The sequence below is a fragment of the Polynucleobacter acidiphobus genome, assembly GCF_003065385.1.
In the GTDB taxonomy this organism is placed as follows: Bacteria; Pseudomonadota; Gammaproteobacteria; order Burkholderiales; family Burkholderiaceae; genus Polynucleobacter; species Polynucleobacter acidiphobus.
Genome location: NZ_CP023277.1, coordinates 1,614,048 through 1,637,218, shown reverse-complemented (window position 1 = coordinate 1,637,218; position 23,171 = coordinate 1,614,048). Strand labels below are relative to the sequence as shown.

The following is a 23,171-nucleotide window of genomic DNA, read 5'->3' as shown; positions in this document are numbered from 1 at the left end:
TTTTAAGACAAGGTTACACAATGAAGATATTAATTGTTGGTGCTGGTGGCATTGGTGGCTTCTTTGGAGCTAAGTTAATCAATGCTGGCGCAGACATTACTTTTTTACTTCGAGATAAACGCCATCAGTTAATTCAGGCGCACGGGCTGACCATTGAAACCCCTAAAGGTAGTTTTACAGTTCATCCCAAAGCGGTGACAGCTGGTCAGCTGGAACCAATCTATGATTTGATCATTTTGGCGCCTAAAGCATTTGATTTGGATGAATCGTTAAAGTCGCTAACCAAAGCAAGCACCCAAGGAGTATTACTACCATTTTTAAATGGGCTTTCTCATATGGAGGCTCTGGATCAACAATTCGGTAAAGCCAGAGTCATGGGCGGTGTGGCGCATATTGCGGCCATGATCACAGATAAAGGTGCTGTCAAGCAATTGACCGATCTGAATATGTTGACCGTGGGGCCACGGGCTCCAGATCATGAAGCCTTGACTAAAGAATTTATTGCGCTTTGTAAAATGGCAGATTTCGATAGTGCTTACAGCGAAAACATTGAGCAAGTGTTATGGGATAAATGGGTTTTCCTAGCCACCTTAGCTGGCATGACAACATTGTGTCGTGGTTCGGTGGGTGAAATTGTTTCAACTCCCTACGGCAAAGAATTAACGTTAGCGATGTATGAAGAATGCTGCTCAATTGCTAAAGCTGCTGGTCATGCCATCGGAGAGGTGCCCAGAAGCAAAGCAATTGAGATGCTGACGAAAGTGGGCTCACTATTTACTGCTTCGATGTTGAGGGATTTAATTTCAGGTCAAAAGACCGAACATGATCATATCTTGGGAAAAATGATTATCAAGGGTGAGAAAAGTGGTGTGAGGTGTCAGTTGCTCAAAATGGCTTATACGCAGATTGCGGTTAAACAAATGAAGGGATCCTAGCCTAGAAATCAAAGAATTAAAGTCTTTGGCTCTAGTCTACTCAGCCCCAGCCAAGCTTAACCATAGGAATATCCCATTCGTGAGGTTATGGAATTTGTCGTTTTAAACGACAGTCTAGAGTTAGAGTCAGACATCCTCAGCTATGGTTGATCCCGCCCCGGGTTAACAAGAATCACAATTGATCGATTGACAAAGCGTACGCTTTTGCGTACTAAGCTAGAAAGGGGTTAAATCATGACCACATTAACCGCAAGTGAAGCGCGAGCAGGTTTATATCGCTTAATTGATCAAACTGCAGAAACACATAAGCCAGTGCTTATTTCAGGTAAGCGCAGTAATGCCGTATTAATTTCTGAAGAAGACTGGAGTGTAATTCAGGAAACACTATACCTATTAGCTATTCCAGGAATGCGTGAGTCTATTAAGGAATCCATGGCCGAGCCTTTGGCCAAGAGTAAGAGGACATTAAAGTGGTAACTTGGAATTCAGTCTATTCCAAGTTTGCCCCAAAGGATGCAAAAAACTCTCAGCCGCTGGATTTGGAGATAAAGCACAAACTTTATTTGATCCATTAGAAGTAGATCCGTTTCAAAATCCGCCGCCATACGAAAAGTTGGTGGGGGCTTTAAAGGGTGCTTATTCTCGCAGAATCAATATTCAACATCGTTTAGTTTACGAGGTTTTTCGTAAAGAGAAGACTGTTCGTATTTTGAGGATGTGGACTCATTACGAATAATTTATCGTTAAAACGATTAAGAATTTTCAAAAAGCTTCGAGTTGATGATTGGTAATCTCAAAAAACTCCCACAATATATTTATTTGAGTAAACCCTTGACCCAATTTAGAGACTCATCGAATGATGCCAGTGGGACCTCTCGATGAGCTGCTCGACTAACTCGATATTTACTCATTTCATGCTTGGGCAATCTGTCAAAAAAATAGCCACTGCCTTTTCTTGTAATGAAATCATCACTTCCCATAAAAACGATTGTGGGAATAGGCTTCTTCACTTTCTTTGCAGATTCTTGCATATTGGCAAGTCCATCTTCGTTAAAAAATGAATAAAAGACATCTGATCTAGCCTCTATGGCTCGATAGCGTCCACCATCATTGAAATCAGAAAAGGTAATCAGCTGTTCGGGTTTACCGTCTTTAATATTTTTTCTAGCATCTGAAACTAATCCAGGTTGATTGTTTCTATCAATATCAGGATTGTGACCTGGTGCAAATAGTAATAGTCCATCGACATCTGCGTATACAGCGGCATAGGCCAGGGCGCCGTTTGCACCAAAACTTTGTCCGCCAATAATTACTTTTTTGAATCCGTCTGCACGAAGTTTGAGAACTAGTTTATTGACATCAGCGAGCGCACTCTCATACGTTTTGTCATACGCACTAACCCCAGACCAGGGCATAAGGGGTGATACAACATAAAACCGTTCGACTTCAAAATTAGAATGAAGTGGTGCGGGAGGTCTACCCCATTTGCCATGCATCAAAATAATTGCTGTTTCATGAGGCTTTACCGCATAATTTTGGTACGTCGACTGATACTTAGCCGCATTATCGGCTGACTGTTTCTTTTCAGCGGCTATTGCTTCCTCAACACTCTGAGAGCCTGGCGGCTCTTGTACTGCATAAACAAAATTACCGTTAAACAAAAGCAAAAGAAAAAACGATATATAAAAGAAATTATTGATTTTTTGTGTGACCATAGTAGATTACAAAGGATCAAAAACGTACTACAGTAATCAATCGATACATTAATGAGCCTTACTTTCTGGAAAGTCAATCTTAAGGAAGGAAATATATAGATTTTATAAGACTTTGTCTTAGAAAAGCATAAAAATCAGAAGCGCTTCACTAGACTCAAGGCAATGGCAGGGGCTGTTTTGTAATTAGTGCTTAGTACGGTATTACCACTTGAATCAATTGCTGAAACGCTGCCCCCAACGTTCGCAATTGTATAAAGATCAAGCAAAGTGGTTCGATCAAATGCGTATGAGAATCGTGCAAAGATGGGAACAAATTTATTTTGTCCGACGCCGCCAGCATAGGCACTTGAGTTACTCAGACGAAAACGGTAACTGCGATAAGCTGCACCACCTGATATCTTAAATTGTGGAGTGACCGCATAACTCAGTTCTAGGCCTGCACCACCAGCAGGGCCGCCAGGAAATGGATTATTAAGATTCCAACGGTCGGTAATTTTCCAATCAATCACAATGAAAGGAAAAATACGGTTGGTATCAATTTGGCGAAAGACTCCCGTACCTAAACCGAGATTGAGAGTAGGCGATAGCTGCTTGGAGGCATTCACAATCGCGCCATAGGTTAATGAGTTACCGAGCTCGGCACCTTGTTCAGCAGTCGACTCGATGGTTGGTATTAAATTGAGCTTCCAATCCGAATCGAATTTATGAGAGTACACAAAGCTGATACCAGGGCTTTGGATCGTACCCCAAGGATTTTTACCCCCCAAGCTATAGGCCTGCATATTGCTCCAGTTCCAAAACTCGGTTTCATAGCGTAATGACACGCCAACCGTAGTGACTGGAGAGACATTGTTTAGAAGTCCGAGTGATGCGCTGGCATAAGACCAACCAAAGCTACCCCCAGAATTAAGGTTGGTATTAAATTGATTAATGCCAACTACGCTGACAGACGCTTTCAGTCCAGGACTTTGAGCAATACCGGCGGGCTGGGCCAAAGAGAGGGGGCTGAACCCACTAAAGAGGACAAAGCCAGCAAAGAGGGCTAGGTATCTGAGCATTGATAGCTATCTTACTTAAAAGTCCATTTTGCCCATGTAAAAAGGACATTACCAAAACCATCGCCACCGGGCACAAATGAGGTTTGAAGGCTGAGATTTTTATACCCGAGTGAACCGACGGGGAGCAAGCCAGGGAAGGGGATGTAATTAAAAATATCTTTGCGTGACATCATAAATACCGTTGCTCCTGCGCCCACCCTCCAATTTCCATTGGAAGACAAGTTCCAGGTTGGGATCCAGCCATAGCCCGCCATGTATTGATAAACGCCATGGGAGTCTCTGAAGGTCATGGCATAGAGACCCTCCCAATTGCCGCGATTGTTATATAGGCCCTTACCAATCCCTAGTCCCAGTGGAATATCGGTGTATTGATCTAGCTTTTCTGGAGGATAAGCGTAGGGCATATGGTAGGTATACAAAGGCAAATACCCAACTACATCGCCTTGAGTCCAAATCGTTTCAACCTTTGATTTGACCGAATCCACCAAAGAGGTATTCGCATGCACTAGAGTGATCATGCCCAACTGAAGAAATAAGAACAAAAGAAATCGCATTCGGGGTTTGCCTTTATTGCCAGTGTTCACCGCACTAGTTAATCATGAATTCACAGTTAGGGTAGCCCTAATGATTTAGGGGCTTTGGTTATGGGGTTTGATATCCAAACGAACGTAATATTTCTTTGGTCTTAGGGGATTGCATAAACTCGTAGAGCCGTATTGCGTCAGGGGTGGGATTTTTAATGAGCACCATCCGTTGTTTAATTGGCTGATAGCCGTCGGTTAGTTCAATAGAGGAGATCTGTTTGGCAACGGATGGTGATTTGGCAATCGACAGGGCCGTAAAGCCGATGTCAGCAGAGCCTGTCGTTACAAACATCGCTGCCATCGCAATATTGTCGGCATACACAATCTTCGAGTTCGCCAGTTCCCATAAATTACTGGCTTTCAAATACTCAACACTGGCCCGACCATAGGGGGCAAGTTCGGGCTTTGCTAGAGCAATCTTGTTAGCCCTCTTAATGGCATCTGCAGTTTTGTCTTTAGAGTCATCAAGAGTAATGCCTTTACCTTTATTGGCAATCAGCGCTAATTTTCCAATCGCATAAACAGTGCCCTCATTGACCGTTTTCCCCTTTTTAAATAGCTCAAGAGGATATTGCTCGTCTGCAGAGATAAATAAGTGAAACGGGGCGCCGTTCATGATTTGTGAGGCAAAGTTGCCCGAAGAGCCATAGATGACTTTTAATTCACCCTTGTTTTCCTTCTGGAACTGATTCTGGATCTCAATAAATGCGTCTTTCATATTGGCTGCGACGACGACAAATGTCGCTTGAGCATGTGCAAGTCCTACAAAGAACGAACAAAAGAGAATGAGTAGGAGTTTTGGAATCATAAAGTCAGTTGCCGGATTTTGAAGAGCAGCGTGAGGTTAGTCTCAATCGCTAAGATTTGTTCGATTAAAGCAGCTCGCATTTTCAGATCAGCATCGCCGATCAATTGATTGCGATGGCATTGATATAACTTGAAAAACATATCCTCTGTAAGCCCAAACTGTTCCCAATCGAACATCATATTAAGTTGCGCCTCGCGCAATGCTTTTTGGGCATACCCTGAATCGGGATGCTTGGCCTGACTCAAGATATGGTCTGAGTTTTTAAAAAGAGTCACTTTGAGCTCTTCAAAGCGGCGCTTGATGGCTTCATGCTGGGTCCGTTCAGCCTCATCCATATCAGCAAATAGTAGGTGTGTAAATGCTTCAATCTCTCGATACTTTGCTTCCAAGGTGTCGATCTTGGTGGATGTTTGTAAATCATGTTCTTCTAAAAACATCGAATCGTCATCCGAGTTGCTTTACAAAGCGGCCATCTTCCATTTCAGCTTTAGGCCGAACCCATAGGGTATGGTTGCGAAGCGCTTCATAGATGTATACATCTTCTAAATTAGCCTCTATCTTCCCTAATCCAATTACGCGATAGTGTCCACCTGACTTGAGATGAATTAATTGGTCGCCTGCCTGAAATTTTGCTGTTGATGTCATCAGAAATTTATATGGATAGCCTATAAAATCCACACTTTACATGGAACTTAACAAAGGTTGGTAATGAATTTATTCACTCCCGTTACGCTTGGCTTACTCTCCCTTGAAAACCGAATCTTGATGGCACCACTAACCCGGATGCGTGCGGGTGATGACGGCGTACCAGGACCATTAGCAGCCGAGTACTATGCGCAGCGTGCTTCTGCTGGCCTCATCATTAGTGAAGCAACACAGATCTCACCATTGGGTAAAGGCTATCCTGCAACCCCTGGTATTTATAGTGACTCTCAAGTGGCTGCGTGGCGGACAGTGACCGATGCAGTACATGCGCGGGGTGGCAAAATCGTTTTGCAGTTATGGCATGTTGGGCGCATCTCTCATTCCTCACTGCATCCAGATGACGGCTTGCCGGTCGCTCCCTCAGCCATTCAACCCGCAGGCAAGGTATATACCGCATCTTGGTCCTTGGCCGAGTATGAAACCCCAAGAGCCTTAACGCTTGATGAAATTGAGAAACTAAAAGCTGATTATGTGCACGCTGCCGAGCAGGCTAAAGCGGCTGGGTTTGATGGCGTTGAATTGCATGCAGCCAATGGTTATTTGTTGGACCAGTTTTTACAAGATCGCACGAATCAGCGAACGGATGCATATGGCGGCTCGATTGCCAATCGCTGCAAATTAGTCTTAGAAATACTAGAGGCGATTATTCCGGTATGGGGTAGTGGTCGTGTTGGAATCCGTTTGTCGCCCTATGGCACATTCAACGACATTGCTGATTCCGATCCGAAGGCTTTGTTTGCCTATTTGATCAATGCACTTAATCGATTCAATCTTTCCTATCTGCATTTAATTGAACCGCGCGCAACCACTGCCGGGGGTAATGATCAGTTAGTGGCTGATGCGCCGCGTACCGGTCAGCTATTTCGTTCTTTGTTTACTGGCAAGGTGGTGTTGGCTGGTGGCTTTGACCAAGCCAGCGCTGAGAAAGCGATTGCCGATGGCGAGGCCGATGCAATTGCATTTGGCAGGCTATTTATTGCCAATCCCGATTTGCCAAAACGCTTTGAGCTAAATGCTCCGTTAAATCCGTATCAGCGCGCCACATTCTATGGTGGCAATGAAAAGGGTTATACCGATTATCCAGCGCTATAAGTCCATTCATTACAATGGAGGGATTGATTCTTATATGCGAACCCCCGAATAGTTATGGCCACCTATCAAACAGAGCGCGTGCTCTCTGTCAAACACTGGAACGAAAGTCTATTTAGCTTTACAACGACCCGCAACCGTGGATTACGCTTTCGGAATGGCCATTTTTTAATGATCGGTCTAGAAGTAGATGGTAAGCCATTGGCTCGCGCCTATAGTGTGGTGAGTCCAAACTATGAGGAGCATTTGGAGTTCTTTAGTATCAAAGTACCCAATGGCCCATTAACCTCGCGGCTTCAGCATATTCAGGTGGGCGACCCTATTCTTGTGAGCGAGAAATCCGTTGGTACCTTGGTGATTGATGATCTCAACCCAGGAAAGCATTTATATCTATTCAGTACCGGAACCGGCTTGGCCCCATTTCTGAGCATTATTCGCGATCCAGACACCTATGAGCGGTTTGAGAAAATTGTATTGGTCCACGGCGTGCGTGTGGTGAGTGAGCTTGCTTATCAGGACTACCTTACAAACGAATTACCTAATGATGAGTTTTTGGGGGAGTTGGTCCGCAATCAACTCATTTATTACCCCACCGTGACGCGTGAAGCCTATTCGCATACGGGTCGCTTAACTACCGCGATTGAATCTGGAAAACTGTTTACCGATATTGGATTGCCACCACTCGATCCTGCAGTGGATCGCGCCATGATCTGTGGCAGCCCTGCAATGCTGAAAGAAACCAGCGAGTTATTGGATCAACGGGGCTTTAAGGTCTCTCCATCCTCCGGAGAGCTGGGCGACTACGTCTTCGAGCGGGCTTTTGTCGAGAAGTAGTCAAAAAAGAAGCCCCTTGCGGGGCTTAAATTCAAAGGAAATAAATCAGCCTTTATTTAAGAACAAGGCTGTCAATTTCACTATACAGATTTATCAGTAATTAAAAACCCTAGGTTGGGCTCTGTGATTTTGGTGATAAACCACTAGAATTCAATGATCATGCGCATTGAAGATACCGATCCAGCCCGTCATAACGCCATTGAGTACCCCATGGAAGTGGGCGCACCTAAATTTGCGCCCGTGCCGATTCGTGAGGAAAAAGATAAGGCCATCAATATTGCTAGGGCGCATGCCAATCAAGAATATGAGCGCATCATGGAGCAGGCTGCTGTTTTGATGCGTCAAGCAAAAGCGCTACAAGCGCGCCTAGATGCAACTGAAATGGTTCATGCGGCCAAGTTTAGTTTCAGCCCGGTCTATGGCAAAAAATATTATTTGTATCAGGATGAGAGCGTCGGCTCTTATCGTTTGGTTCAAAATGCTCCAGGCGAGTGGAGTTGCGGAATTCCAGCAGGCTGGTCCTTTTGCCAGGTAGTTCGGAAGTTGGGCGACAGCACCTGGGAAGTGGTGGAAGACTAAATCAACGAGGTGAAGATATGAAAAAGTCGGATAGTCGTTGTTGCGGATCCGGTGTTTGCATTATCAATGACGCCGGAGAATGTTGGTGTGGCCAAAAGTGGGATGGTGAAAAAATGGTGCATATGCCATTAAATCTTGATGAACCCCAAGACGAGGCTATGCAAATCAAGCTTGAAAGCAAAAACGATCAGGCTTAATTAGTTCCCTTGACGCTTTTTGTGCAGATAGGCGATGGCCCGAAAGTGGGCATAGGCCATCACAACGGCTAAAACAGCGACGGAGTACTTAAGGGGAATCCGAAACAGCATCTCTAAGAGCAGGGCAAAGAAAAATGCCCATGCCATCATGCTCAGATACGAGATGGCAATAAAAAAATCCCGTAATTTTGATCGATCCAAAAGACGTGAATACACCATCCCGATGGGTATTAACGCAATTAATAGATACAAAACCATTCGCATGGGAGACCTCTCCTTTTGGGAAGAGTGTAAACACTTTTATCTTATGAAGAAATGTCGACAGAAGGTAAAGCGCCAAGCGGTTGATTTGGCTCTGCTGGCTTGGATAGCAAAGGGCAGTTGGTATGCGAGTCACAGTGATTTTCGGCAGCGCAGACGGTGGCCGATTGCTTTGGGTCTAAACGAGCACCGGTATGTTCACAAAATAATATAAGTCGCATTTTTACCTCGAGTCGGCTTCAGTCTAGCAAGAGGTGGGCTTGGCAATTTGCGCTAGATCAAAAAGTCAGTTGGTTTTAGTAAAGTGAAGGTTTTATAACGCTGAGATCTGTCTAATGCCAACACTAAGCTCCCTAACCGGCCCCTTTTCATTCATAGGGCTGCTGATTCTATCGAATGTGTTTATGACCTTTGCGTGGTATGCCCACCTGAAAGACTTAAGTGCCAGACCCTGGTGGATTGCTGTCTTTGTCAGTTGGGGGATCGCATTTTTTGAGTACGTTTTGCAAGTCCCTGCCAATCGAATCGGCTACGAGTATTTCTCTTTGGGCCAGTTAAAAATAGCCCAAGAAGTGATTACTCTGAGCGTATTCATACCCTTTGCGATCTTTTATATGGGGGAGCCATTTAAGACCGATTACCTCTGGGCGGGCCTATGTTTACTGGGTGCCGTGTATTTCATGTTTCGGACTTAAGGAGGCTTTGGGTACTATTTGAACTCCTAAATTAATCTTATACTTATTTACCAATTATTGGAGGAGCCATGTTCTTAAAAACCATACTCAGTTGCCTTGCCGTCGGAATCACTATTATTGGGTTACTAATGTTCTTTCATTCGCAAGATGCAACCGTCTTTACGATTGGCATTATTAGTTACTTTCTGATCGCCTTATCGTCAAGCATCAAATGCAAGTGCTTGAATTCACTTCGTTCGTAATCAACTTCTTAGGAAAGAATATGAAGATTCAATTAGCAATCGGTGTAAGCGCAGTCGTTTTAGGGTTGACTGCATGCGGGGGCGGTCCAAAGGTGATGACCGAGCGTATGCCCGAGTCTGGATTTCTGCCAAATTACAACGTGCTGCAGGTGGTTGGTAATACGCCTAAAGATATCCGAGCATGGCGCTATATCAAGCCAGGTATTCAAGCGTCGAGTTATACCGCGGTCATGATTGATCCAATTTACTTAAATCAGACTGAGTACACCAAAGAGATTACGCCTGAGGTAATTGCGCAGACCAAGAAAATTTTAGAAGAGGCGATGCGTCAAGCTGTTCAAAGACGCTCTGATATTAAGCTGGTCGATAAGCCTGGCCCTGGGGTAGCGCGTGTCGCCGTTGGTATCACCGGTGCCGAGTTATCCGCCGATGGTCTTAAGCCTTGGAACTTTACCCCGATTGGATTGGCTGCGAATGCGGCTGCATTTGCAACGGGGAATAATTCAAAAACACCTGCCTTGGTCGTTGAAAATCGAGTGACCGATAGCCAAACCAAAGAATTTATTGCGGGCGGTATGGTCGCAGTACAGGGGGAACCTTTCCGTCTTGGTTCGAGCTCCGTTGGCGCCTTTCAGGATATGACGCGACGTATTGTGGTGTTTGCGATGGAGTCGCCCTTAAAGCCATTGCCTGGTTCTGCGATGAAATAATTGAGACCTAGCTGGGAAATCTTCGTGCGTCGTTTGGTAATTCAATGCCTGATCGTTTGCGCCGGATTCTTTTCCGGCGCAAGCCTTGCTCAATTACCACTCAGTAAGACGCAGGGCGATTTGACCTTCATCACAGGCGGCATTGGCAGTGATGAGTCAAGCGCAATGTTTGCCGCTGCCAAAAAGTGGTCACTACTGATTGAGATGTCGGAGATTGATGGAAGTGGGCGTGGCGTTTGGATTGCGGGTATTGATATCCGTGTGCTAAACGCCAAACAACAAAGCATCTTAGGGGTCGTATGCGATGGACCCTTAATGCTTCTCAACGCCCCGCCAGGGCAATACACCGTTGAAGCAAGTTATCAGGGCAAATTACTCAAGCGCAGCGTGGTCATCAAAGAGGGCGATCCACAAAAGCTAAGCTTATTCTGGCGCCCTTAAGAAGCTCCTAAAATTGGGGGGAGGAGTTTAGTGAGAGTGGCCCGCTGACTGGTTGCTGATCCCGCTAGCGCAAAACCGATGAGCTCAGCTTGATCATTATGAAAGAGCCCCTCCATCCCGCCGTCTATCTGCTTAATTGACCATGAGCCCGAACTTCCTATCGGAGGGGGCGAAACAATCAAAGGTAAAGCCGGCGTTTTAATCATTACCGGCATCGCTGGATAAACTAAGGATGCGTCTTGTCCAGCCAAAACCATGGCCAAGGTGCGAGCAGCTTGCATGATTGGCATCACGTACGGAAGTACCTGGCCCTCAACTTCTGCGCAATCACCCAAGCTATAGATATTCTGGATGCTGGTTTCTAACTGACGATTCACAATAATTCCACGATTAGTGGCAATTCCTGCCTCTTTGGCTAATTGAACTCTTGGTGCCAGTCCGAGCGCTGATAGCACCAGATCCGCATTGATTGATTGGCCATTTCTTAATGAAACTCGCAGATGATCACCATCGTGAGAGATCGATTGAATACTGCTTCCTAAATGCCAAAGGACACCAAGGCTGGATAGCTGCTGCTCAAGTGCTTGAGCAATGGGTTTTGGCAAAAGGCGACTCAGGGCCTGGTCTGCAAGATCAATTACTTCAACCTGATAACCACCGAGTGCCAAATCGTTTGCAAATTCACAACCAATCAAACCCGCGCCAAGAATCACCACTTTTTTCTTGCCATCGAGTTGCTTACGAAAGATGGCGTAATCATGCAAATCATTGACCGATTGAATCGCATCGCTAGCGTCCCCATCGATCGGAACTCGAATTTGATCAGCGCCAAGCGCTAGAACTAATTGGCTATACCCAATGTCAATTGATTGACCATCACTAAGGACTACAGAAATCATTTGATGCTTTGGATCAATCTTTTTCACGGTTGCATGGGTATGCAAAGTGAGATTGAATTGCTCAGCCATTTTGGCCCCCGAGCTGGTGACGAGTTGCTCAGCGGATTTTTGACCGGCAATCGCAGTCGATAGCATCGGCTTGGAATAAAAATCACCAGATTCCTGAGTAACTAGGGTGATAGGAAAGTCAGTATTGAGCTTGCGGTACTCACGAATCAGGGTATAGGCTGCTAAGCCACTGCCAATAATGATGATTGGCTTTTCAGCTTGAGTCATGCACTTTGCTCCTTCATTTCTAAATGGGGTAGGGGGTTAGTTATAGGGTAGGTTTAATTACTTAGGAAGCAAAAAAACGCTTTATGATGTAAATGAATCAAAATCATACTCGTAATCGATTGAATAGATAAGAAGCAAAGTTATGTCAGCTTTACCTACTCTAAAGCAATTGCAATATTTTCTTGCACTTGGAAAAAGTTTGCATTTCACAAGAGCAGCTGAATCCTGCCATGTGAGTCAGTCAACACTTAGTGCCGGATTAAAGGAACTAGAGGATATTTTGGGAACGCAGCTGGTTGAGCGCGATCGCCAATCGGTATCGCTGACTCCCATCGGCAAAGAAGTGATGGCGCGCGCCCAAGGATTGGTGGCGCAAGCCGAGGATTTGAGTGATTTTGTGAAAACCTATTCAGGGGCGATGACAGGGCTGGTGCGACTCGGTGTTATTCCAACGATTGCTCCATTTATTTTGCCCAAGCTTTTGCCTGCACTAAGTAAGCAGTATCCGCAGTTACAAATTGGACTCCGAGAGGATTTAACGGCCAATTTATTGCAAAAGCTTCATAACCATGAGCTTGATTTTGCCCTAATCGCGTTGCCATACGATACCCATGATCTATTAGTTAAAGAGGTTTTGATTGATGAGTTTTGGTTGGTGGCACCCAAGGGCGACCCCGTGCTGAGTAATAAAGATATTCGTTTAACCGCATCCCTGGCTGAGCGCTTACTGCTTTTAGAAGAAGGACATTGCCTTCGGGACCATAGTATGCAAGCGTGTAAACGGTCAGAGATGGCCAATTGGAAGGGTCTTGAGGCTAGTAGTTTATTAACGCTCGTACAAATGGTACAGGCGGGCATGGGGGTCGCGCTGATTCCCGAACTGGCTATTAAGGGTGGCTTATTAAATCAAACGAAGTTAATTGCTAGACCCTTGGCAATACCAACACCGAAAAGAAGCATTGCACTTGTTGCACGACAAACAACGGCCCGAATCGATGCTTTTACAACGATAGCCAGTCAAATAAAAGACCACTTTCAGAAATAAAGCCCCGGCTCTACGATGCGCCGACCAATAAATCACGGAATGAATCAATGCTTGTAATGCCCTTGATCTGGGTTAACTGGGGTGATTTAGGATCAATCACAAATGCCCTATCAACCAACTTCAACATATGAAGGTCATTGATGTTGTCCCCAACTGCCCATACTTCCTTAAAGCCAGGTTTGGATTTTTTGGTCAGGAAGCGATTGGCGACATGGCTCTTGCACGCTAGCGATCGATCGCTTGACGCATCAGGAAGAAAATCAGAGTTGATGCGCAGTTGGCCCGTACAGATATCGTTCTGGAAGTGGAGTACGTGGGCAATCGCAAAATCAGCAAAGATACGACGCCTCATAATTTCAGCGGCAATAAAGTAACTATCAGAAACAATCCCAACCATGAAGCCCTGACGTTTCATCTCATTGACTAGTTCAATGACCCCTGGGCGAATCGGTAATCCCATGGCCACTTTTTCAAATTGATTGCGATGGGTGAACTTAAAAATCTCTGCAATTTTTTGACTACGGGTACCCGAATCATCCTGGGGGTTGTCCAATAAAGCGTTTAAGGTTTCGTGGGTATTGGTAAATTTAGCTAAATCGACAACAAAGCGATTGGGTGTAATCGTGCCATCCATATCGAGCAGTAGTACCTTGTCACGATTTTTTTGGCGCGAGATGATGAAATCAAAGGAAGCCGATGCTTGGCGTTGCATTTCATACATTTCACTAATCTGCTCAACATGTAGACGCCCAGCCTCTTTCGAATAGAAATGAATGACTCTGGCCACTTCATTGGCCATATACGTTAGATCGTGCAATGGCTGACTCTCATGCTCTAAGGAGCCAATATCCACTTCTGCGATACGCGCACCTTTCTGGAATGCGCCCAATAAAAGTCCAATATCAACCCCGTAGCCATTTTCAAAGTGCAGGTTTTTGAGGAGACTTGCCTTGGCGGCAATGATTCCACCAAGCGGTTGGTTAATGTGGGCAAGTTCCGGAAAGAAAACTTTCAACATGGGTTTTGCCGTTAGTTCTGTTACCCGACCCCCACCTCGGCCAAATTTGGCTTTCACAAAATCCGCCTGATCTTTCTGCAGCGGTTCGAGCATGGTCGCGACGAGGTTCTCATTGAGATCTTTTAGATCACCATCTAGATAAAGAATGTAGTCATGCTGGGCAATCATTAGGCCATCATGCATGGATGCCCCTTTGCCTAGCATGGAACTTCGAATCACTCGGGCTCCTGACTGCTTCGCTAGTTCAGCAGTTCGGTCAATCGAACTATCGTCAACCACAATGACTTCTTTGGTCAACTTATCTTTAAGCGCAAAGGCAATCACCGAGGATATTTGCCTCTCTTCATTAAGCGCAGGAATAATGACGCTCAATGAAATTGCATCGGGTTTCGTTGACTCTCTCTTGTGATTAGGTTGGACCAGTATTGCTGGAAACAAACGTTCACTTTGCACACGAAGATAGTGCTTGAACCGTTTCCATAGCCGCATTAGGAAAATAAACATATTTTCTCCTGCTGATTTTTGGAAGGTCAGTATACCGATAAGCTCTGTCAAATTAACTTGACAGCCAATCACCACCGAGATTGTGTTGCTAAGTAAATGAATTTACTTAGATTTAAATTTCTTCCAAAGTTCTTTCAGAAAAATCCAAAGCGCAGGTAAGCCAGGAATGATGATCATTGCGAGCGCAACGATCGAAAAATTACTTTTCACCCACGGATGCTCGCCAATCAAAAAACCAAGCCCTGTTAGGCTACACACCCAGATGATGCCGCCAATAATGTTGTAGAAGACAAATACGGGGTAGCGCATCTGAGCCACGCCGGCCACAAAGGGGGCAAACGTTCTGACAAATGGCAAAAATCGACCAATCACAATGGTGATGGGGCCGTATTTTTCATAAAAGGCGTGTGCCTGATCAAAGGCTTTCTTATTAAACCAGCGCGAGTTCTCCCACGAGAAAACCTTATTGCCCACAAAGCGCCCAACCGAGTAGTTCACCGCATCACCCAAAATGGCCGCACTGGTCAGTAAGACCATGAGTACCGGAAGACTTAGATCGCCGGCTGCAGTGAGTGCGCCCGCGACAAAGAGCAAGGAGTCGCCGGGCAGAAAGGGCATGATGACAAGCCCAGTTTCAACAAAGATGATGGTAAATAACAGGACATAAATCCAGGTACCCCACTCATTGGCGATGAGGGCCAAGTTCTTGTCAAGATTTAGAAATAAATCGATGAGGTAGGAAAAGTCCAAGATCTGCCTTTAATGTATTGCTGGCATTGTAATGATATTGGCTGATGATGAAAAAGCTCTAGAATGCAGCCATGCAATACATATTTACTTTTATCCAAATCACCTTTGGCTTATGGGTGGTCTTTAATCTTTACCAACTCGTGGTGAGTTTCTATCGATGGCGTAATGACCCGAATCCAGATTACACCTTTTTAATCTTTTTGCAGGAGCGTTTAGGCGCGCTTGGCCAGACTTTTGTTAAAACTTTTGTGTACACCATTCTGGCAATTGGTGCTGGGTATTTGATCTACGAATTTATTGCGATGCTGATGGAGTAGTTTTCAGGTAGGGCATCAAGTCATTCAGATTGAAACCGCTATAGCTTGGGGCGATTCCAATTTCTTCAAAGGGTAGTTGATAGCGATTGACCCAAAAGGTATCAAATCCAAACCAATTGGCGCCAATGATGTCCCAGGCATTGCAGGATATAAATAACACCCGATCTTTTGCTACGGGGAAGTGCTTAAGAACCAATTGATAACTGGCAGGCGTAATTTTGAACTGCCGTGCCTCATCGACTGAAATCACCGCATCGAAATAGTGCGCGAGCTGACTATGGCCAAGGGCTGACGATAGCATTTCTGAATTGCCATTAGAAAGGACGCACGTTTTTAAACCTAGCGCTCTTACATTACCAAGAACCTGCTTTGATTCAGAAAAAGGATCCAAATGGGCATATTGCGCTAGTAACTGCGCCTCACTCTCGGGCGTGAGATTAAGCCCCAGTTGTTTGCAGCTATAGCGTAAGGCCGCAGTCGTGATATCCCAAAACGATTGATAGTGTTGACTGCCCTGGGCGCTTGAATCAGCAAGTGAGATCAGCCGGGTGTACTCGAGCTGTTTATCTCGCCAGAGCTGCGATAACGATTTTCCATGCCCCGGAAACAATTGCTCAGCACGCGCTGCAACTGCATATACATCCAATAAGGTTCCGTAGGCATCAAACGCAATCAGTTGGTATTTCATGGGCGCAGTAGTTGACTAAAAATCAAGGTAAATAACAGAATAATCTGATTGTATTGATTCAATAGTGCATCGTGTTCATAATGAAATAGTACCGATAGTTAACCGAAGCGAGGTATTTATTCGATGGAATCCACGGATCAAAAAGTGACTCCCATATCGTACAGCCTTGTACAAAATTTACGTCAGCAATTAATGCGCGTACTGCCTTTTTCAAAAATGGCAGAGCAGGACGTCGACTTCTTTTTACATCATTCTGCTGAATCGTACTTTGCTCCTGAAGAAATTATTCTTTCTCCGGCAGACGGTGTACCAAAGATGCTTTATCTGATTCGACAAGGAAGGGTGTCGGGTCGCCGTTTGATTCCTGGTTTTGAAGAGACTGGATTTGAGCTTGACCCGGGCGATCTATTGGCAGTTAGTGCATGTTACGGAGGGCTTCCAAGCACGGTGAAGTACGTGGCAATCGATGACTGTTTTTGCTTAGCCTTACCGATAGAGCGTATGCATGAGCTCGCTAAGCGATCCAAGCCTTTCAGTGACTTCTTAAATAACCGTATCTTGAAGCTCCTTGAGGAATCAAGGACGGCTTTGCGTAATAGTTTTGCCTCTCAAGCATTAACCGAGCAGTCACTTGAAAGTCCAATGCGCGATCTGGCGCTCAAGAAGCCGATTTCGGTTCGTCCTGACACCCCGCTGAAGGTTGCCTTGCAATTAATTCATGATAAAAAAGTGGGCTCTGTTTTAGTGGTTGATGAAGGTGGAAGTATTGTGGGCATCTTGACGCGCTACGACGTGTTAAGTCGGGTAACGCTTGCACAAGTTCCCCTCGAAACGCCGATTTCCCAAATCATGTCGCGTGACGTAAAAACTTTATCCATAGACGATACTGCTGAGACCGCTGGCTTAACGATGTCTCGGTATCACATTCGTCATTTACCAGTATTACGTGGCAAGGAGCTGGTTGGCATTATTTCGGAGCGCGATTTATTTTCTCTACAACGCTTGTCTCTTAACAACATTAGCAGTGCAATTCGGGCGGCTGAAGATGTGGCAATCCTAAAAGAATGCGCTAGCAATATTCGCAAATTTGCTCGAAATCTCTTGGGCCAAGGTGTGCAAGCGCGTCAATTGACCGCCTTAATTAGTCACCTCAACGATGTATTAACGGCACAACTGATTGCTATCTTTGCTAAGCAACATGATCTGAGTATGGACCGATTTGCATGGATCTCGCTCGGTTCAGAGGGTCGCAGTGAGCAGACCATTGCGACTGATCAAGACAACGCACTCATTTTTATGGACTCCGAGGTTTCCCACAAAGCGCGTTATCTTGCGTTTGCCAAAGATGTTAATCATGCTCTTGATGCATGTGGCTATCCATTATGTAAAGGCAACATCATGGCGAGTAACCCTGAGCTTTGTATTAGCCAACAGGAGTGGTTGCAACGCTTCGCACGTTGGATTGAGCAAGGCAATCCAGAGGATCTTCTCAATGCCAGCATCTTCTTTGACTTTAGGGCGCTTGCCGGCAACGAGTCTTTGCTTGAGCCATTACGTAATTACGTTGTGAAGCACGCAGAGGCCACCCCACGATTCATTAAATTGCTGGTTGAAAACTCTCTGAAGTGGAAAGTGCCATTTAACTGGTTTGGTAGTTTGGAAACCAAAGAGCTCGATGGCAAGAAAATCATCGATGTTAAGTTACAAGGTACCGCAATTGTGGTCGACTGCGCCCGAATCTATTCATTGGCCAATGGTATCAGTGCCGTCAATACGCGTGAGCGACTCGCTGCAATTGGCCGCGCATTAAAACTCAATGAATCAGAGAGCATTGCTTGGATTGCAGCCTTTGAGTATTTGCAGACCTTACGCTTAGCCGCACAGATTGACAGTCATGCGATTGGAGGCAACCCCAATGCGGTAGATGTGGAGCAATTAAATTCGGTGGATAAGACCATTCTGCGAGAGTCATTATCTGAAGTGCGTAATCTGCAACAGCGTTTAGAGCTTGATTATGTTCGCTAGTTTATTGGCGCGTTTTGGTTTTTCATCACCAGTGCCTGAACCCAATCGCTGGGTTGTGCTCGATGTTGAAACAACGGGTCTTGATCCCCATCGCGATCGACTATTGGCGATTGCGGCGATTGCTGTTGAGGTGGGACCAGGCTTTACTAGACCCTCGATTATTTTGGGGGATAGTTATGAAGCCGTTCTTCGCCAAGAGTTCGCCTCCGATAAGGACAATATATTGGTGCATCACATTGGCGTAGGGGCTCAAAAGCAAGGTAGACCGGCCGTTGAGGTGTTGGAGGAGTTTCGCCACTGGGTTGGTAATTCTCCACTGCTGGCATTTCATGCGCCTTTTGATCAGGCCATGATTAATCGCGCGTATCAGCAACTTAACTTAGCACCATTGGGTAATGATTGGATTGATATTGAGCCATTGGCTGCTTTATCTGGATTAAAGCCAAAGGCGCGCGCTTTAGACGATTGGTTATCCCATTTTGGAATTGAGTGCGCAGTTCGCCATCAAGCAGCGGCCGATACCTTGGCAACCTGTGAGTTACTGCTTTGCCTGTGGAGTTCAATTGCACGCGAGGCGAATAGCCTTAAGGGGCTTAAAACCCTCGCCCAGAACGCTGCTTGGATTCCTAGATCGTAAGCTTAGCTTGACATACCTAGGGTAAGTCCTAGATCCCAAGGGATTTATTTATCGCGACCTAGGGTAAGCACCGATTTGGGTGTTTTTGCGCCCCAACCATAATCCCCATTGGTTTTCTCACTAGGCTCCATAAGGCTTTCCGTGCTTTTATTTCTGAATATCGCTCAATTACTTTTATACATCGGTGGACTGGCATTAATTGGCCAAGGTTTGCTGTATGTTTTAACTGGAGTAAAGCGCGAGACCAATCTGTTTTATCAGCTATTCCAAATCGTGAATAAGCCTTGGACCAGCGTGGCGCGTTTTATCTCGCCGAAGCAAATTGCGGACCATCAAATTCCGTTTGTTGCCTTCTGTATTGTCGCGGTCTTATACATTGCTGTGACCCTGGCCAAAATTGAGCATTGCGTCACGATTGGGGTTGAGCTATGTCAGTAAGCCACAATTTACGCTGGTATCTCTTTAAGTGGCGAGCCTCTGCTTTCATCCTATTTGGCTTGCAGCAGCAAGCAATGACGGTGTTTGAAGAAATGTTGCGTGAATACCCAAATGATCCCTATGTACTCTCGAGCCTTGCTTATTTAAAAACTCAAGCAGGAGACAAAGAGGGCGCAGTCGCTTTTTATAAAAGGGTTGTACAGCGCTCAGATGCCCCAGCCTACTCTTGGTACAACCTTGCTTATTTACAAGAAGAATTGGGTCAAGTGGAGGATGCTGAATTCAGTTTTCGCAAAGCGCTTAAGCTAGACGAGAAGATGGATCTAGCCTGGTACGGATTAGGGCTAACCCTAATTCAGCAGCGTCGTTTTGATGAAGCCATCAAGGCTTTGAAGAAAAATACTCAGCTTCAGCCCATGAGTCCCTATGGTTGGTACCAATTAGCAAGGGTTTATGTGGATCGCCAAGAACCCGAAGAAGCAGTAAAAATCATCAGGCATTTAAAAGAATTTGAGCCGAAATTTGCGAAGCAGTTGGAGCGGGAGACTGGTCTAACTGCTTAGCACAATGAAGTAGCAGTACGAAGTTTGATGTAGATGTTTTTAATAACCTAAGGAGAAACTGTTATGCAATTAACAGAATCGCATAAACAATATTGGTCAAAGAACCTACGCATATCAGCTCTGCTGTTGGCGATTTGGTTTATTGTGACCTTTGTTGTTGGCTATAACGCTAGAGAACTATCGTTCAACTTTTTTGGTTGGCCGTTTAGTTTTTGGGTAGGAGCGCAAGGTGCATTGGTCGTGTATGTTGCGATCATTGGCTATTACGCACACTATATGAACAAGCTCGATCAAGAGTATGACTGTGCTGAAGCGGAGGATGACTAATCATGGCTGGAATGACACCTGGTGACGGAAGTCTCTTCGGCGGCGGTGGTAGTAACGCCGACTTTAAAAAGAAGCTAAATAAAGTCTACGCTTGGTATACCGGCGGCTTTTTAGCCTTCGTCGTTGTGCTTGCAATCCTAGAGCAAATGGGATTGCCGCGTGCAATGATCGGTTACATCTTCTTAGGCGCAACTGTTTTGCTCTACGCCGGTATCGGCGTGATGAGTCGAACCAATGAAGCCGCGGAATATTATGTAGCTGGTCGACGAGTGCCTGCGGTGTACAACGGTATGGCAACAGGATCCGACTGGATGTCGGCAGCATCGTTTATCGGTATGGCAGGTACTCTGTACCTCACCGGTTACGGCGGCTTAGCCTTCATTATGGGAGGGACTGGCGGCTACTGCTTAGTGGCACTATTCTTGGCACCATACCTGCGTAAGTTCGGTCAATTTACGATCCCTGACTTCTTGGGCGCTCGTTATGACGGTAACTTGCCTCGCTTCATTGGTATTTTGGCCGCGATTCTGGTCTCGTTCGTATACGTGGTTGCGCAGATTTACGGTGTTGGTTTGATTACCACCCGTCTGGCTGGCGTACCATTTGAACTTGGTATCTTTATGGGCCTTGCTGGTATTTTGGTTTGTTCGTTCTTGGGTGGTATGCGTGCGGTGACCTGGACACAGGTTGCACAGTACATCATCTTGATCATTGCTTACATGATTCCAGTGGTTTGGTTGTCTGTGAAGCAAACTAGCTTCCCAATTCCACAACTGATCTATGGTCAGCAGTTGGAAAAGGTAACCGCTAAAGAAGCTGAGCTCATCAAGGATCCTAAAGAGCTTGAAGTTCGTGCAATTTTCAAAGCACGCGCTGATGCACTTGCTGAGAAGTTAAAGGACGTGCCTGCCGCCTTAGCTGCTGACAAGGCTGCTGCAGAGAAGAAAGTGGCTGATCTGAAAGCAGCGAATGCGCCTGCTGAAGAAATTGCTGCTGCTGAAAAAGCTTTGGCTGCCGTTCCAAAAGATGCGGAAGCTGCTAAGAAAGCGTGGACAGCACAACGCACTAGCGCCAATAATCGTTCGAACCCGTTAGCGAATATGCCACGGCATGCACAGCAGTTTGCGGGTAATCCAGACGGTGACGAGAAAGCTCGCACTGCATTTGATACATCGCGTCGCAATTTCTTAGCATTGATCTTCTGCTTGATGTTAGGTACTGCGGCATTGCCACACATCCTGATGCGCTTTTACACCACACCATCGGTGAAAGCTGCGCGTGAGTCTGTGACCTGGTCGCTGTTCTTCATCTTCTTGCTCTACTTCACTGCACCTGCCCTGGCAGTCTTGGTGAAATACGAGGTCTTCACGGTCTTGGTGGGAACGCCGTTTGATAAGCTACCAGCGTGGATTGCGGCATGGACGAAGGTTGATCCATCGCTCCTGTCTGTTGCTGATATCAATAAAGACGGTATCTTCCAGCTTGCAGAAATGACAGTTGGCGGTGACATCATCGTGTTGGCAACCCCAGAAATTGCGGGCTTACCATACGTGATCTCCGGAATGGTGGCAGCGGGTGGTTTAGCTGCTGCGCTTTCAACTGCTGACGGCTTGTTGTTGACCATTGCAAACGCTTTGTCCCATGACTTGTACTACAAGATGATCGATCCAAATGCTCCTGCTTCACGGCGCGTAGCGATTTCGAAAGCCTTGTTGTTGCTCGTGGCCTTAGCCGCTGCTTATGTAGCTGCTCAAAAACCAGCAGATATTCTGTTCTTAGTGGGTGCGGCGTTCTCCTTTGCTGCAGCCTCATTCTTCCCAGCACTTACCTTGGGTATTTTCTGGAAGCGTGCGACTAAAGCAGGCGCCTGCCTTGGTATGGTGGCTGGTCTTGCAATTACCTTCTACTACATGGCAACAACACAACCATGGATGCGCGGAATTTTTGGCGTCACTTCCCCAGTTGAACTCTGGTGGGGTATTCAGCCAATCTCTGCTGGTCTCTTTGGTGTACCGGTTGGCTTTGCAGTGATTATCTTGGTGAGCTTGGTAACCCCAGCTCCACGTAAAGATATTCAGGAGTTGGTCGATCACGTGCGTTACCCAACGTTGCGTGGTGATACCATGAACACCACAGCAAACTAAGCAAGATTGTTGGTTCTCGAAACCCGCTCTTCGGAGCGGGTTTTTTTATTCTTCCTCGTGAAAAATGGGGTTTGTGCAAGGGTCACAAAACTCCTCTATGCTAAGTGGCATGAATTGGACTCCTATCCTAAACCTCTGCCTTGTGCTCACCCTTTTAGGGCCAAGCTGGGTATTTGCGAGTGCCTCCGGTACCAAATCCCCGGTCTATCGCTACATTGAGACTGCCAGCCTGCAAGGTCAGGGGCGACTGACATTTTGGGGTTTTGACGTCTACGATGCTCGCTATTACGTGGCTGATCCCAAAGGCCAAAATGGCTTTGCCTTGGAAATTCATTACATTCGATCCTTTAAAGGTGCTGATTTAGCCAAGCGCACGATCGATGAGATGACGCGTTTGGGGGTGTCAGAGAAGCAGCGCACGATCTGGTTGCAAAGCCTTGAAAAGCTATTTCCCGATATTGCCTCGGGTGACACCTTAGTTGGTATCCATCTTCCCGATCGCGGAACCTTGTTCTTACACAATGGCAAACCCATTGGCGATATTCCTGGCGACGCATTTGCTAAAGCCTTTTTTGGAATCTGGCTTGATGAGCGCACCAGCGTACCGAAGTTACGTTCCGCGTTGATTGCGACTCGCTGCCCTCCCGCTTTAATTGCTGCAAACTGTCCTAACCCTTAATTCTTCAC

Annotated in this window: 30 protein-coding genes; 19 read left to right on the top strand and 11 right to left on the bottom strand. The window is 45.9% G+C overall.

Annotation, left to right across the window (positions count from 1 at the left end; all coding sequences use genetic code 11):
- The first annotated feature begins 20 nt into the window (after positions 1–20).
- The 3 genes from AOC32_RS08580 (at position 21) to AOC32_RS08570 (ending at position 1,671) form a co-directional block, all read left to right on the top strand.
- On the top strand, positions 21–935 hold the full coding sequence (locus AOC32_RS08580) for a 2-dehydropantoate 2-reductase (protein WP_108509061.1): 915 nt from the start codon (positions 21–23) through the stop codon (positions 933–935).
- Positions 936–1,169: 234 nt separating this feature from the next.
- Positions 1,170–1,412, top strand: a complete 243-nt coding sequence (locus AOC32_RS08575; protein WP_108509060.1) for a type II toxin-antitoxin system Phd/YefM family antitoxin — start codon at positions 1,170–1,172, stop codon at positions 1,410–1,412.
- A gap of 1 nt (position 1,413) precedes the next feature.
- Entirely contained in the window at positions 1,414–1,671 is a 258-nt protein-coding gene (locus tag AOC32_RS08570) for a Txe/YoeB family addiction module toxin (RefSeq protein ID WP_234409739.1), read from the top strand.
- Between the two features lie 79 nt (positions 1,672–1,750).
- Here the strand turns inward: AOC32_RS08570 and AOC32_RS08565 are convergent, their stop codons facing one another.
- From AOC32_RS08565 to AOC32_RS08540, 6 genes are all read right to left on the bottom strand, one after another.
- A complete protein-coding gene (locus tag AOC32_RS08565; protein ID WP_108509059.1) occupies positions 1,751–2,650 on the bottom strand; it encodes an alpha/beta fold hydrolase in 900 nt (299 codons plus the stop codon).
- Positions 2,651–2,784: 134 nt separating this feature from the next.
- Positions 2,785–3,708 carry a DUF6268 family outer membrane beta-barrel protein gene (locus AOC32_RS08560; RefSeq protein ID WP_108509058.1) on the bottom strand — a complete coding sequence of 308 codons (924 nt, stop codon included), beginning with the start codon at positions 3,706–3,708 and terminating at the stop codon, positions 2,785–2,787.
- A gap of 11 nt (positions 3,709–3,719) precedes the next feature.
- Complete coding sequence (gene pagP, locus AOC32_RS08555; protein WP_159074929.1) at positions 3,720–4,292, bottom strand: lipid IV(A) palmitoyltransferase PagP; 573 nt, start codon at positions 4,290–4,292, stop codon at positions 3,720–3,722.
- A 58-nt stretch (positions 4,293–4,350) separates the two neighbouring features.
- Positions 4,351–5,100: a molybdate ABC transporter substrate-binding protein gene (gene modA, locus AOC32_RS08550; RefSeq protein WP_108509056.1), complete on the bottom strand. Its 750-nt coding sequence runs from the start codon at positions 5,098–5,100 to the stop codon at positions 4,351–4,353.
- Positions 5,097–5,537: a hypothetical protein gene (locus AOC32_RS08545; protein WP_108509055.1), complete on the bottom strand. Its 441-nt coding sequence runs from the start codon at positions 5,535–5,537 to the stop codon at positions 5,097–5,099. The genes modA and AOC32_RS08545 overlap by 4 nt, the downstream gene beginning before the upstream one ends.
- A 7-nt stretch (positions 5,538–5,544) precedes the next feature.
- Positions 5,545–5,745, bottom strand: a complete 201-nt coding sequence (locus AOC32_RS08540; protein ID WP_108509054.1) for a hypothetical protein — start codon at positions 5,743–5,745, stop codon at positions 5,545–5,547.
- Positions 5,746–5,808: 63 nt separating this feature from the next.
- On the opposite strand from AOC32_RS08540, the gene AOC32_RS08535 reads away from it, so the two are divergent.
- The 4 genes from AOC32_RS08535 to AOC32_RS08520 all read left to right on the top strand — a co-directional run bounded on the left by AOC32_RS08535 (position 5,809) and on the right by AOC32_RS08520 (position 8,504).
- Positions 5,809–6,897, top strand: coding sequence for an alkene reductase (locus AOC32_RS08535; protein ID WP_108509053.1), 1,089 nt, complete (start codon positions 5,809–5,811; stop codon positions 6,895–6,897).
- A 54-nt stretch (positions 6,898–6,951) separates the two neighbouring features.
- Positions 6,952–7,728 (top strand): ferredoxin--NADP reductase, encoded by a 777-nt coding sequence (locus AOC32_RS08530; protein ID WP_108509052.1) that lies wholly within the window; start codon positions 6,952–6,954, stop codon positions 7,726–7,728.
- 159 nt (positions 7,729–7,887) lie between these two features.
- Positions 7,888–8,307 carry a DUF2452 domain-containing protein gene (locus AOC32_RS08525; RefSeq protein ID WP_108509051.1) on the top strand — a complete coding sequence of 140 codons (420 nt, stop codon included), beginning with the start codon at positions 7,888–7,890 and terminating at the stop codon, positions 8,305–8,307.
- A 17-nt stretch (positions 8,308–8,324) separates the two neighbouring features.
- On the top strand, positions 8,325–8,504 hold the full coding sequence (locus AOC32_RS08520) for a hypothetical protein (RefSeq protein ID WP_108509050.1): 180 nt from the start codon (positions 8,325–8,327) through the stop codon (positions 8,502–8,504).
- Here the strand turns inward: AOC32_RS08520 and AOC32_RS08515 are convergent, their stop codons facing one another.
- Positions 8,505–8,768 carry a hypothetical protein gene (locus AOC32_RS08515; RefSeq protein ID WP_108509049.1) on the bottom strand — a complete coding sequence of 88 codons (264 nt, stop codon included), beginning with the start codon at positions 8,766–8,768 and terminating at the stop codon, positions 8,505–8,507.
- 332 nt (positions 8,769–9,100) lie between these two features.
- Here AOC32_RS08515 and AOC32_RS08505 point away from each other — a divergent pair, with 332 nt between their 5' ends.
- The 3 genes from AOC32_RS08505 (at position 9,101) to AOC32_RS08495 (ending at position 10,853) form a co-directional block, all read left to right on the top strand.
- The gene (locus AOC32_RS08505; RefSeq protein ID WP_108509047.1) at positions 9,101–9,460 is read left to right on the top strand and encodes a DMT family protein; all 360 of its coding nucleotides are present in this window, start codon (positions 9,101–9,103) and stop codon (positions 9,458–9,460) included.
- 262 nt (positions 9,461–9,722) lie between these two features.
- Positions 9,723–10,412, top strand: a complete 690-nt coding sequence (locus AOC32_RS08500; RefSeq protein WP_108509046.1) for a DUF3313 family protein — start codon at positions 9,723–9,725, stop codon at positions 10,410–10,412.
- Positions 10,413–10,436: 24 nt separating this feature from the next.
- Positions 10,437–10,853, top strand: coding sequence for a hypothetical protein (locus AOC32_RS08495; protein ID WP_108509045.1), 417 nt, complete (start codon positions 10,437–10,439; stop codon positions 10,851–10,853).
- Here the strand turns inward: AOC32_RS08495 and AOC32_RS08490 are convergent.
- Positions 10,850–12,028 carry an FAD-dependent oxidoreductase gene (locus AOC32_RS08490; protein ID WP_108509044.1) on the bottom strand — a complete coding sequence of 393 codons (1,179 nt, stop codon included), beginning with the start codon at positions 12,026–12,028 and terminating at the stop codon, positions 10,850–10,852. The genes AOC32_RS08495 and AOC32_RS08490 overlap by 4 nt on opposite strands.
- A gap of 142 nt (positions 12,029–12,170) precedes the next feature.
- Here AOC32_RS08490 and AOC32_RS08485 point away from each other — a divergent pair, with 142 nt between their 5' ends.
- The gene (locus AOC32_RS08485) at positions 12,171–13,073 is read left to right on the top strand and encodes a hydrogen peroxide-inducible genes activator (RefSeq protein WP_108509043.1); all 903 of its coding nucleotides are present in this window, start codon (positions 12,171–12,173) and stop codon (positions 13,071–13,073) included.
- 10 nt (positions 13,074–13,083) lie between these two features.
- On the opposite strand, the gene AOC32_RS08480 is transcribed toward AOC32_RS08485, so the two are convergent.
- Together AOC32_RS08480 and AOC32_RS08475 are read right to left on the bottom strand one after the other, a co-directional pair.
- Positions 13,084–14,595, bottom strand: coding sequence for an HAD-IB family phosphatase (locus AOC32_RS08480; RefSeq protein WP_108509042.1), 1,512 nt, complete (start codon positions 14,593–14,595; stop codon positions 13,084–13,086).
- A gap of 102 nt (positions 14,596–14,697) precedes the next feature.
- Positions 14,698–15,345, bottom strand: a complete 648-nt coding sequence (locus AOC32_RS08475; RefSeq protein ID WP_108509041.1) for a VTT domain-containing protein — start codon at positions 15,343–15,345, stop codon at positions 14,698–14,700.
- Positions 15,346–15,416: 71 nt separating this feature from the next.
- On the opposite strand from AOC32_RS08475, the gene AOC32_RS08470 reads away from it, so the two are divergent.
- Positions 15,417–15,662, top strand: a complete 246-nt coding sequence (locus AOC32_RS08470) for a hypothetical protein (RefSeq protein ID WP_108509040.1) — start codon at positions 15,417–15,419, stop codon at positions 15,660–15,662.
- Here AOC32_RS08470 and AOC32_RS08465 read toward each other — a convergent pair.
- On the bottom strand, positions 15,640–16,350 hold the full coding sequence (locus AOC32_RS08465; RefSeq protein ID WP_108509039.1) for a haloacid dehalogenase type II: 711 nt from the start codon (positions 16,348–16,350) through the stop codon (positions 15,640–15,642). The genes AOC32_RS08470 and AOC32_RS08465 overlap by 23 nt on opposite strands.
- A 144-nt stretch (positions 16,351–16,494) precedes the next feature.
- On the opposite strand from AOC32_RS08465, the gene AOC32_RS08460 reads away from it, so the two are divergent.
- The 7 genes from AOC32_RS08460 to AOC32_RS08430 all read left to right on the top strand — a co-directional run bounded on the left by AOC32_RS08460 (position 16,495) and on the right by AOC32_RS08430 (position 23,163).
- Positions 16,495–18,375 carry a DUF294 nucleotidyltransferase-like domain-containing protein gene (locus tag AOC32_RS08460; RefSeq protein WP_234409738.1) on the top strand — a complete coding sequence of 627 codons (1,881 nt, stop codon included), beginning with the start codon at positions 16,495–16,497 and terminating at the stop codon, positions 18,373–18,375.
- Positions 18,365–19,012 (top strand): 3'-5' exonuclease, encoded by a 648-nt coding sequence (locus AOC32_RS08455; protein WP_108509037.1) that lies wholly within the window; start codon positions 18,365–18,367, stop codon positions 19,010–19,012. Before AOC32_RS08460 ends, AOC32_RS08455 begins: the two co-directional genes overlap by 11 nt.
- A 141-nt stretch (positions 19,013–19,153) precedes the next feature.
- Positions 19,154–19,450, top strand: coding sequence for a hypothetical protein (locus AOC32_RS08450; protein WP_108509036.1), 297 nt, complete (start codon positions 19,154–19,156; stop codon positions 19,448–19,450).
- A complete protein-coding gene (locus AOC32_RS08445; protein ID WP_199908503.1) occupies positions 19,441–20,013 on the top strand; it encodes a tetratricopeptide repeat protein in 573 nt (190 codons plus the stop codon). Before AOC32_RS08450 ends, AOC32_RS08445 begins: the two co-directional genes overlap by 10 nt.
- A 63-nt stretch (positions 20,014–20,076) precedes the next feature.
- A complete protein-coding gene (locus AOC32_RS08440) occupies positions 20,077–20,340 on the top strand; it encodes a DUF4212 domain-containing protein (RefSeq protein WP_108509035.1) in 264 nt (87 codons plus the stop codon).
- A 2-nt stretch (positions 20,341–20,342) separates the two neighbouring features.
- Positions 20,343–22,484, top strand: coding sequence for a sodium:solute symporter family protein (locus AOC32_RS08435; protein ID WP_108509034.1), 2,142 nt, complete (start codon positions 20,343–20,345; stop codon positions 22,482–22,484).
- A gap of 109 nt (positions 22,485–22,593) precedes the next feature.
- A complete protein-coding gene (locus AOC32_RS08430) occupies positions 22,594–23,163 on the top strand; it encodes a chalcone isomerase family protein (protein ID WP_159074928.1) in 570 nt (189 codons plus the stop codon).
- Positions 23,164–23,171 lie beyond the last annotated feature (8 nt).

Excerpts from the sequence above, each read along its gene's own strand:
- AOC32_RS08485 (WP_108509043.1), top strand. The coding sequence starts at position 12,171 with ATGTCAGCTTTACCTACTCTAAAGCAATTGCAATATTTTCTTGCACTT.
- AOC32_RS08575 (WP_108509060.1), top strand. The coding sequence starts at position 1,170 with ATGACCACATTAACCGCAAGTGAAGCGCGAGCAGGTTTATATCGCTTA.
- AOC32_RS08455 (WP_108509037.1), top strand. The coding sequence starts at position 18,365 with ATGTTCGCTAGTTTATTGGCGCGTTTTGGTTTTTCATCACCAGTGCCT.
- AOC32_RS08465 (WP_108509039.1), bottom strand. The coding sequence starts at position 16,350 with ATGAAATACCAACTGATTGCGTTTGATGCCTACGGAACCTTATTGGAT.
- AOC32_RS08545 (WP_108509055.1), bottom strand. The coding sequence starts at position 5,537 with ATGTTTTTAGAAGAACATGATTTACAAACATCCACCAAGATCGACACC.
- AOC32_RS08530 (WP_108509052.1), top strand. The coding sequence starts at position 6,952 with ATGGCCACCTATCAAACAGAGCGCGTGCTCTCTGTCAAACACTGGAAC.
- AOC32_RS08470 (WP_108509040.1), top strand. The coding sequence starts at position 15,417 with ATGCAATACATATTTACTTTTATCCAAATCACCTTTGGCTTATGGGTG.
- AOC32_RS08430 (WP_159074928.1), top strand. The coding sequence starts at position 22,594 with ATGAATTGGACTCCTATCCTAAACCTCTGCCTTGTGCTCACCCTTTTA.
- AOC32_RS08435 (WP_108509034.1), top strand. The coding sequence starts at position 20,343 with ATGGCTGGAATGACACCTGGTGACGGAAGTCTCTTCGGCGGCGGTGGT.
- AOC32_RS08515 (WP_108509049.1), bottom strand. The coding sequence starts at position 8,768 with ATGCGAATGGTTTTGTATCTATTAATTGCGTTAATACCCATCGGGATG.
- AOC32_RS08525 (WP_108509051.1), top strand. The coding sequence starts at position 7,888 with ATGCGCATTGAAGATACCGATCCAGCCCGTCATAACGCCATTGAGTAC.
- AOC32_RS08520 (WP_108509050.1), top strand. The coding sequence starts at position 8,325 with ATGAAAAAGTCGGATAGTCGTTGTTGCGGATCCGGTGTTTGCATTATC.
- AOC32_RS08500 (WP_108509046.1), top strand. The coding sequence starts at position 9,723 with ATGAAGATTCAATTAGCAATCGGTGTAAGCGCAGTCGTTTTAGGGTTG.
- AOC32_RS08440 (WP_108509035.1), top strand. The coding sequence starts at position 20,077 with ATGCAATTAACAGAATCGCATAAACAATATTGGTCAAAGAACCTACGC.
- AOC32_RS08505 (WP_108509047.1), top strand. The coding sequence starts at position 9,101 with ATGCCAACACTAAGCTCCCTAACCGGCCCCTTTTCATTCATAGGGCTG.
- AOC32_RS08535 (WP_108509053.1), top strand. The coding sequence starts at position 5,809 with ATGAATTTATTCACTCCCGTTACGCTTGGCTTACTCTCCCTTGAAAAC.
- AOC32_RS08560 (WP_108509058.1), bottom strand. The coding sequence starts at position 3,708 with ATGCTCAGATACCTAGCCCTCTTTGCTGGCTTTGTCCTCTTTAGTGGG.
- AOC32_RS08445 (WP_199908503.1), top strand. The coding sequence starts at position 19,441 with ATGTCAGTAAGCCACAATTTACGCTGGTATCTCTTTAAGTGGCGAGCC.
- AOC32_RS08565 (WP_108509059.1), bottom strand. The coding sequence starts at position 2,650 with ATGGTCACACAAAAAATCAATAATTTCTTTTATATATCGTTTTTTCTT.
- modA (WP_108509056.1), bottom strand. The coding sequence starts at position 5,100 with ATGATTCCAAAACTCCTACTCATTCTCTTTTGTTCGTTCTTTGTAGGA.
- AOC32_RS08480 (WP_108509042.1), bottom strand. The coding sequence starts at position 14,595 with ATGTTTATTTTCCTAATGCGGCTATGGAAACGGTTCAAGCACTATCTT.
- AOC32_RS08540 (WP_108509054.1), bottom strand. The coding sequence starts at position 5,745 with ATGACATCAACAGCAAAATTTCAGGCAGGCGACCAATTAATTCATCTC.
- AOC32_RS08580 (WP_108509061.1), top strand. The coding sequence starts at position 21 with ATGAAGATATTAATTGTTGGTGCTGGTGGCATTGGTGGCTTCTTTGGA.
- AOC32_RS08490 (WP_108509044.1), bottom strand. The coding sequence starts at position 12,028 with ATGACTCAAGCTGAAAAGCCAATCATCATTATTGGCAGTGGCTTAGCA.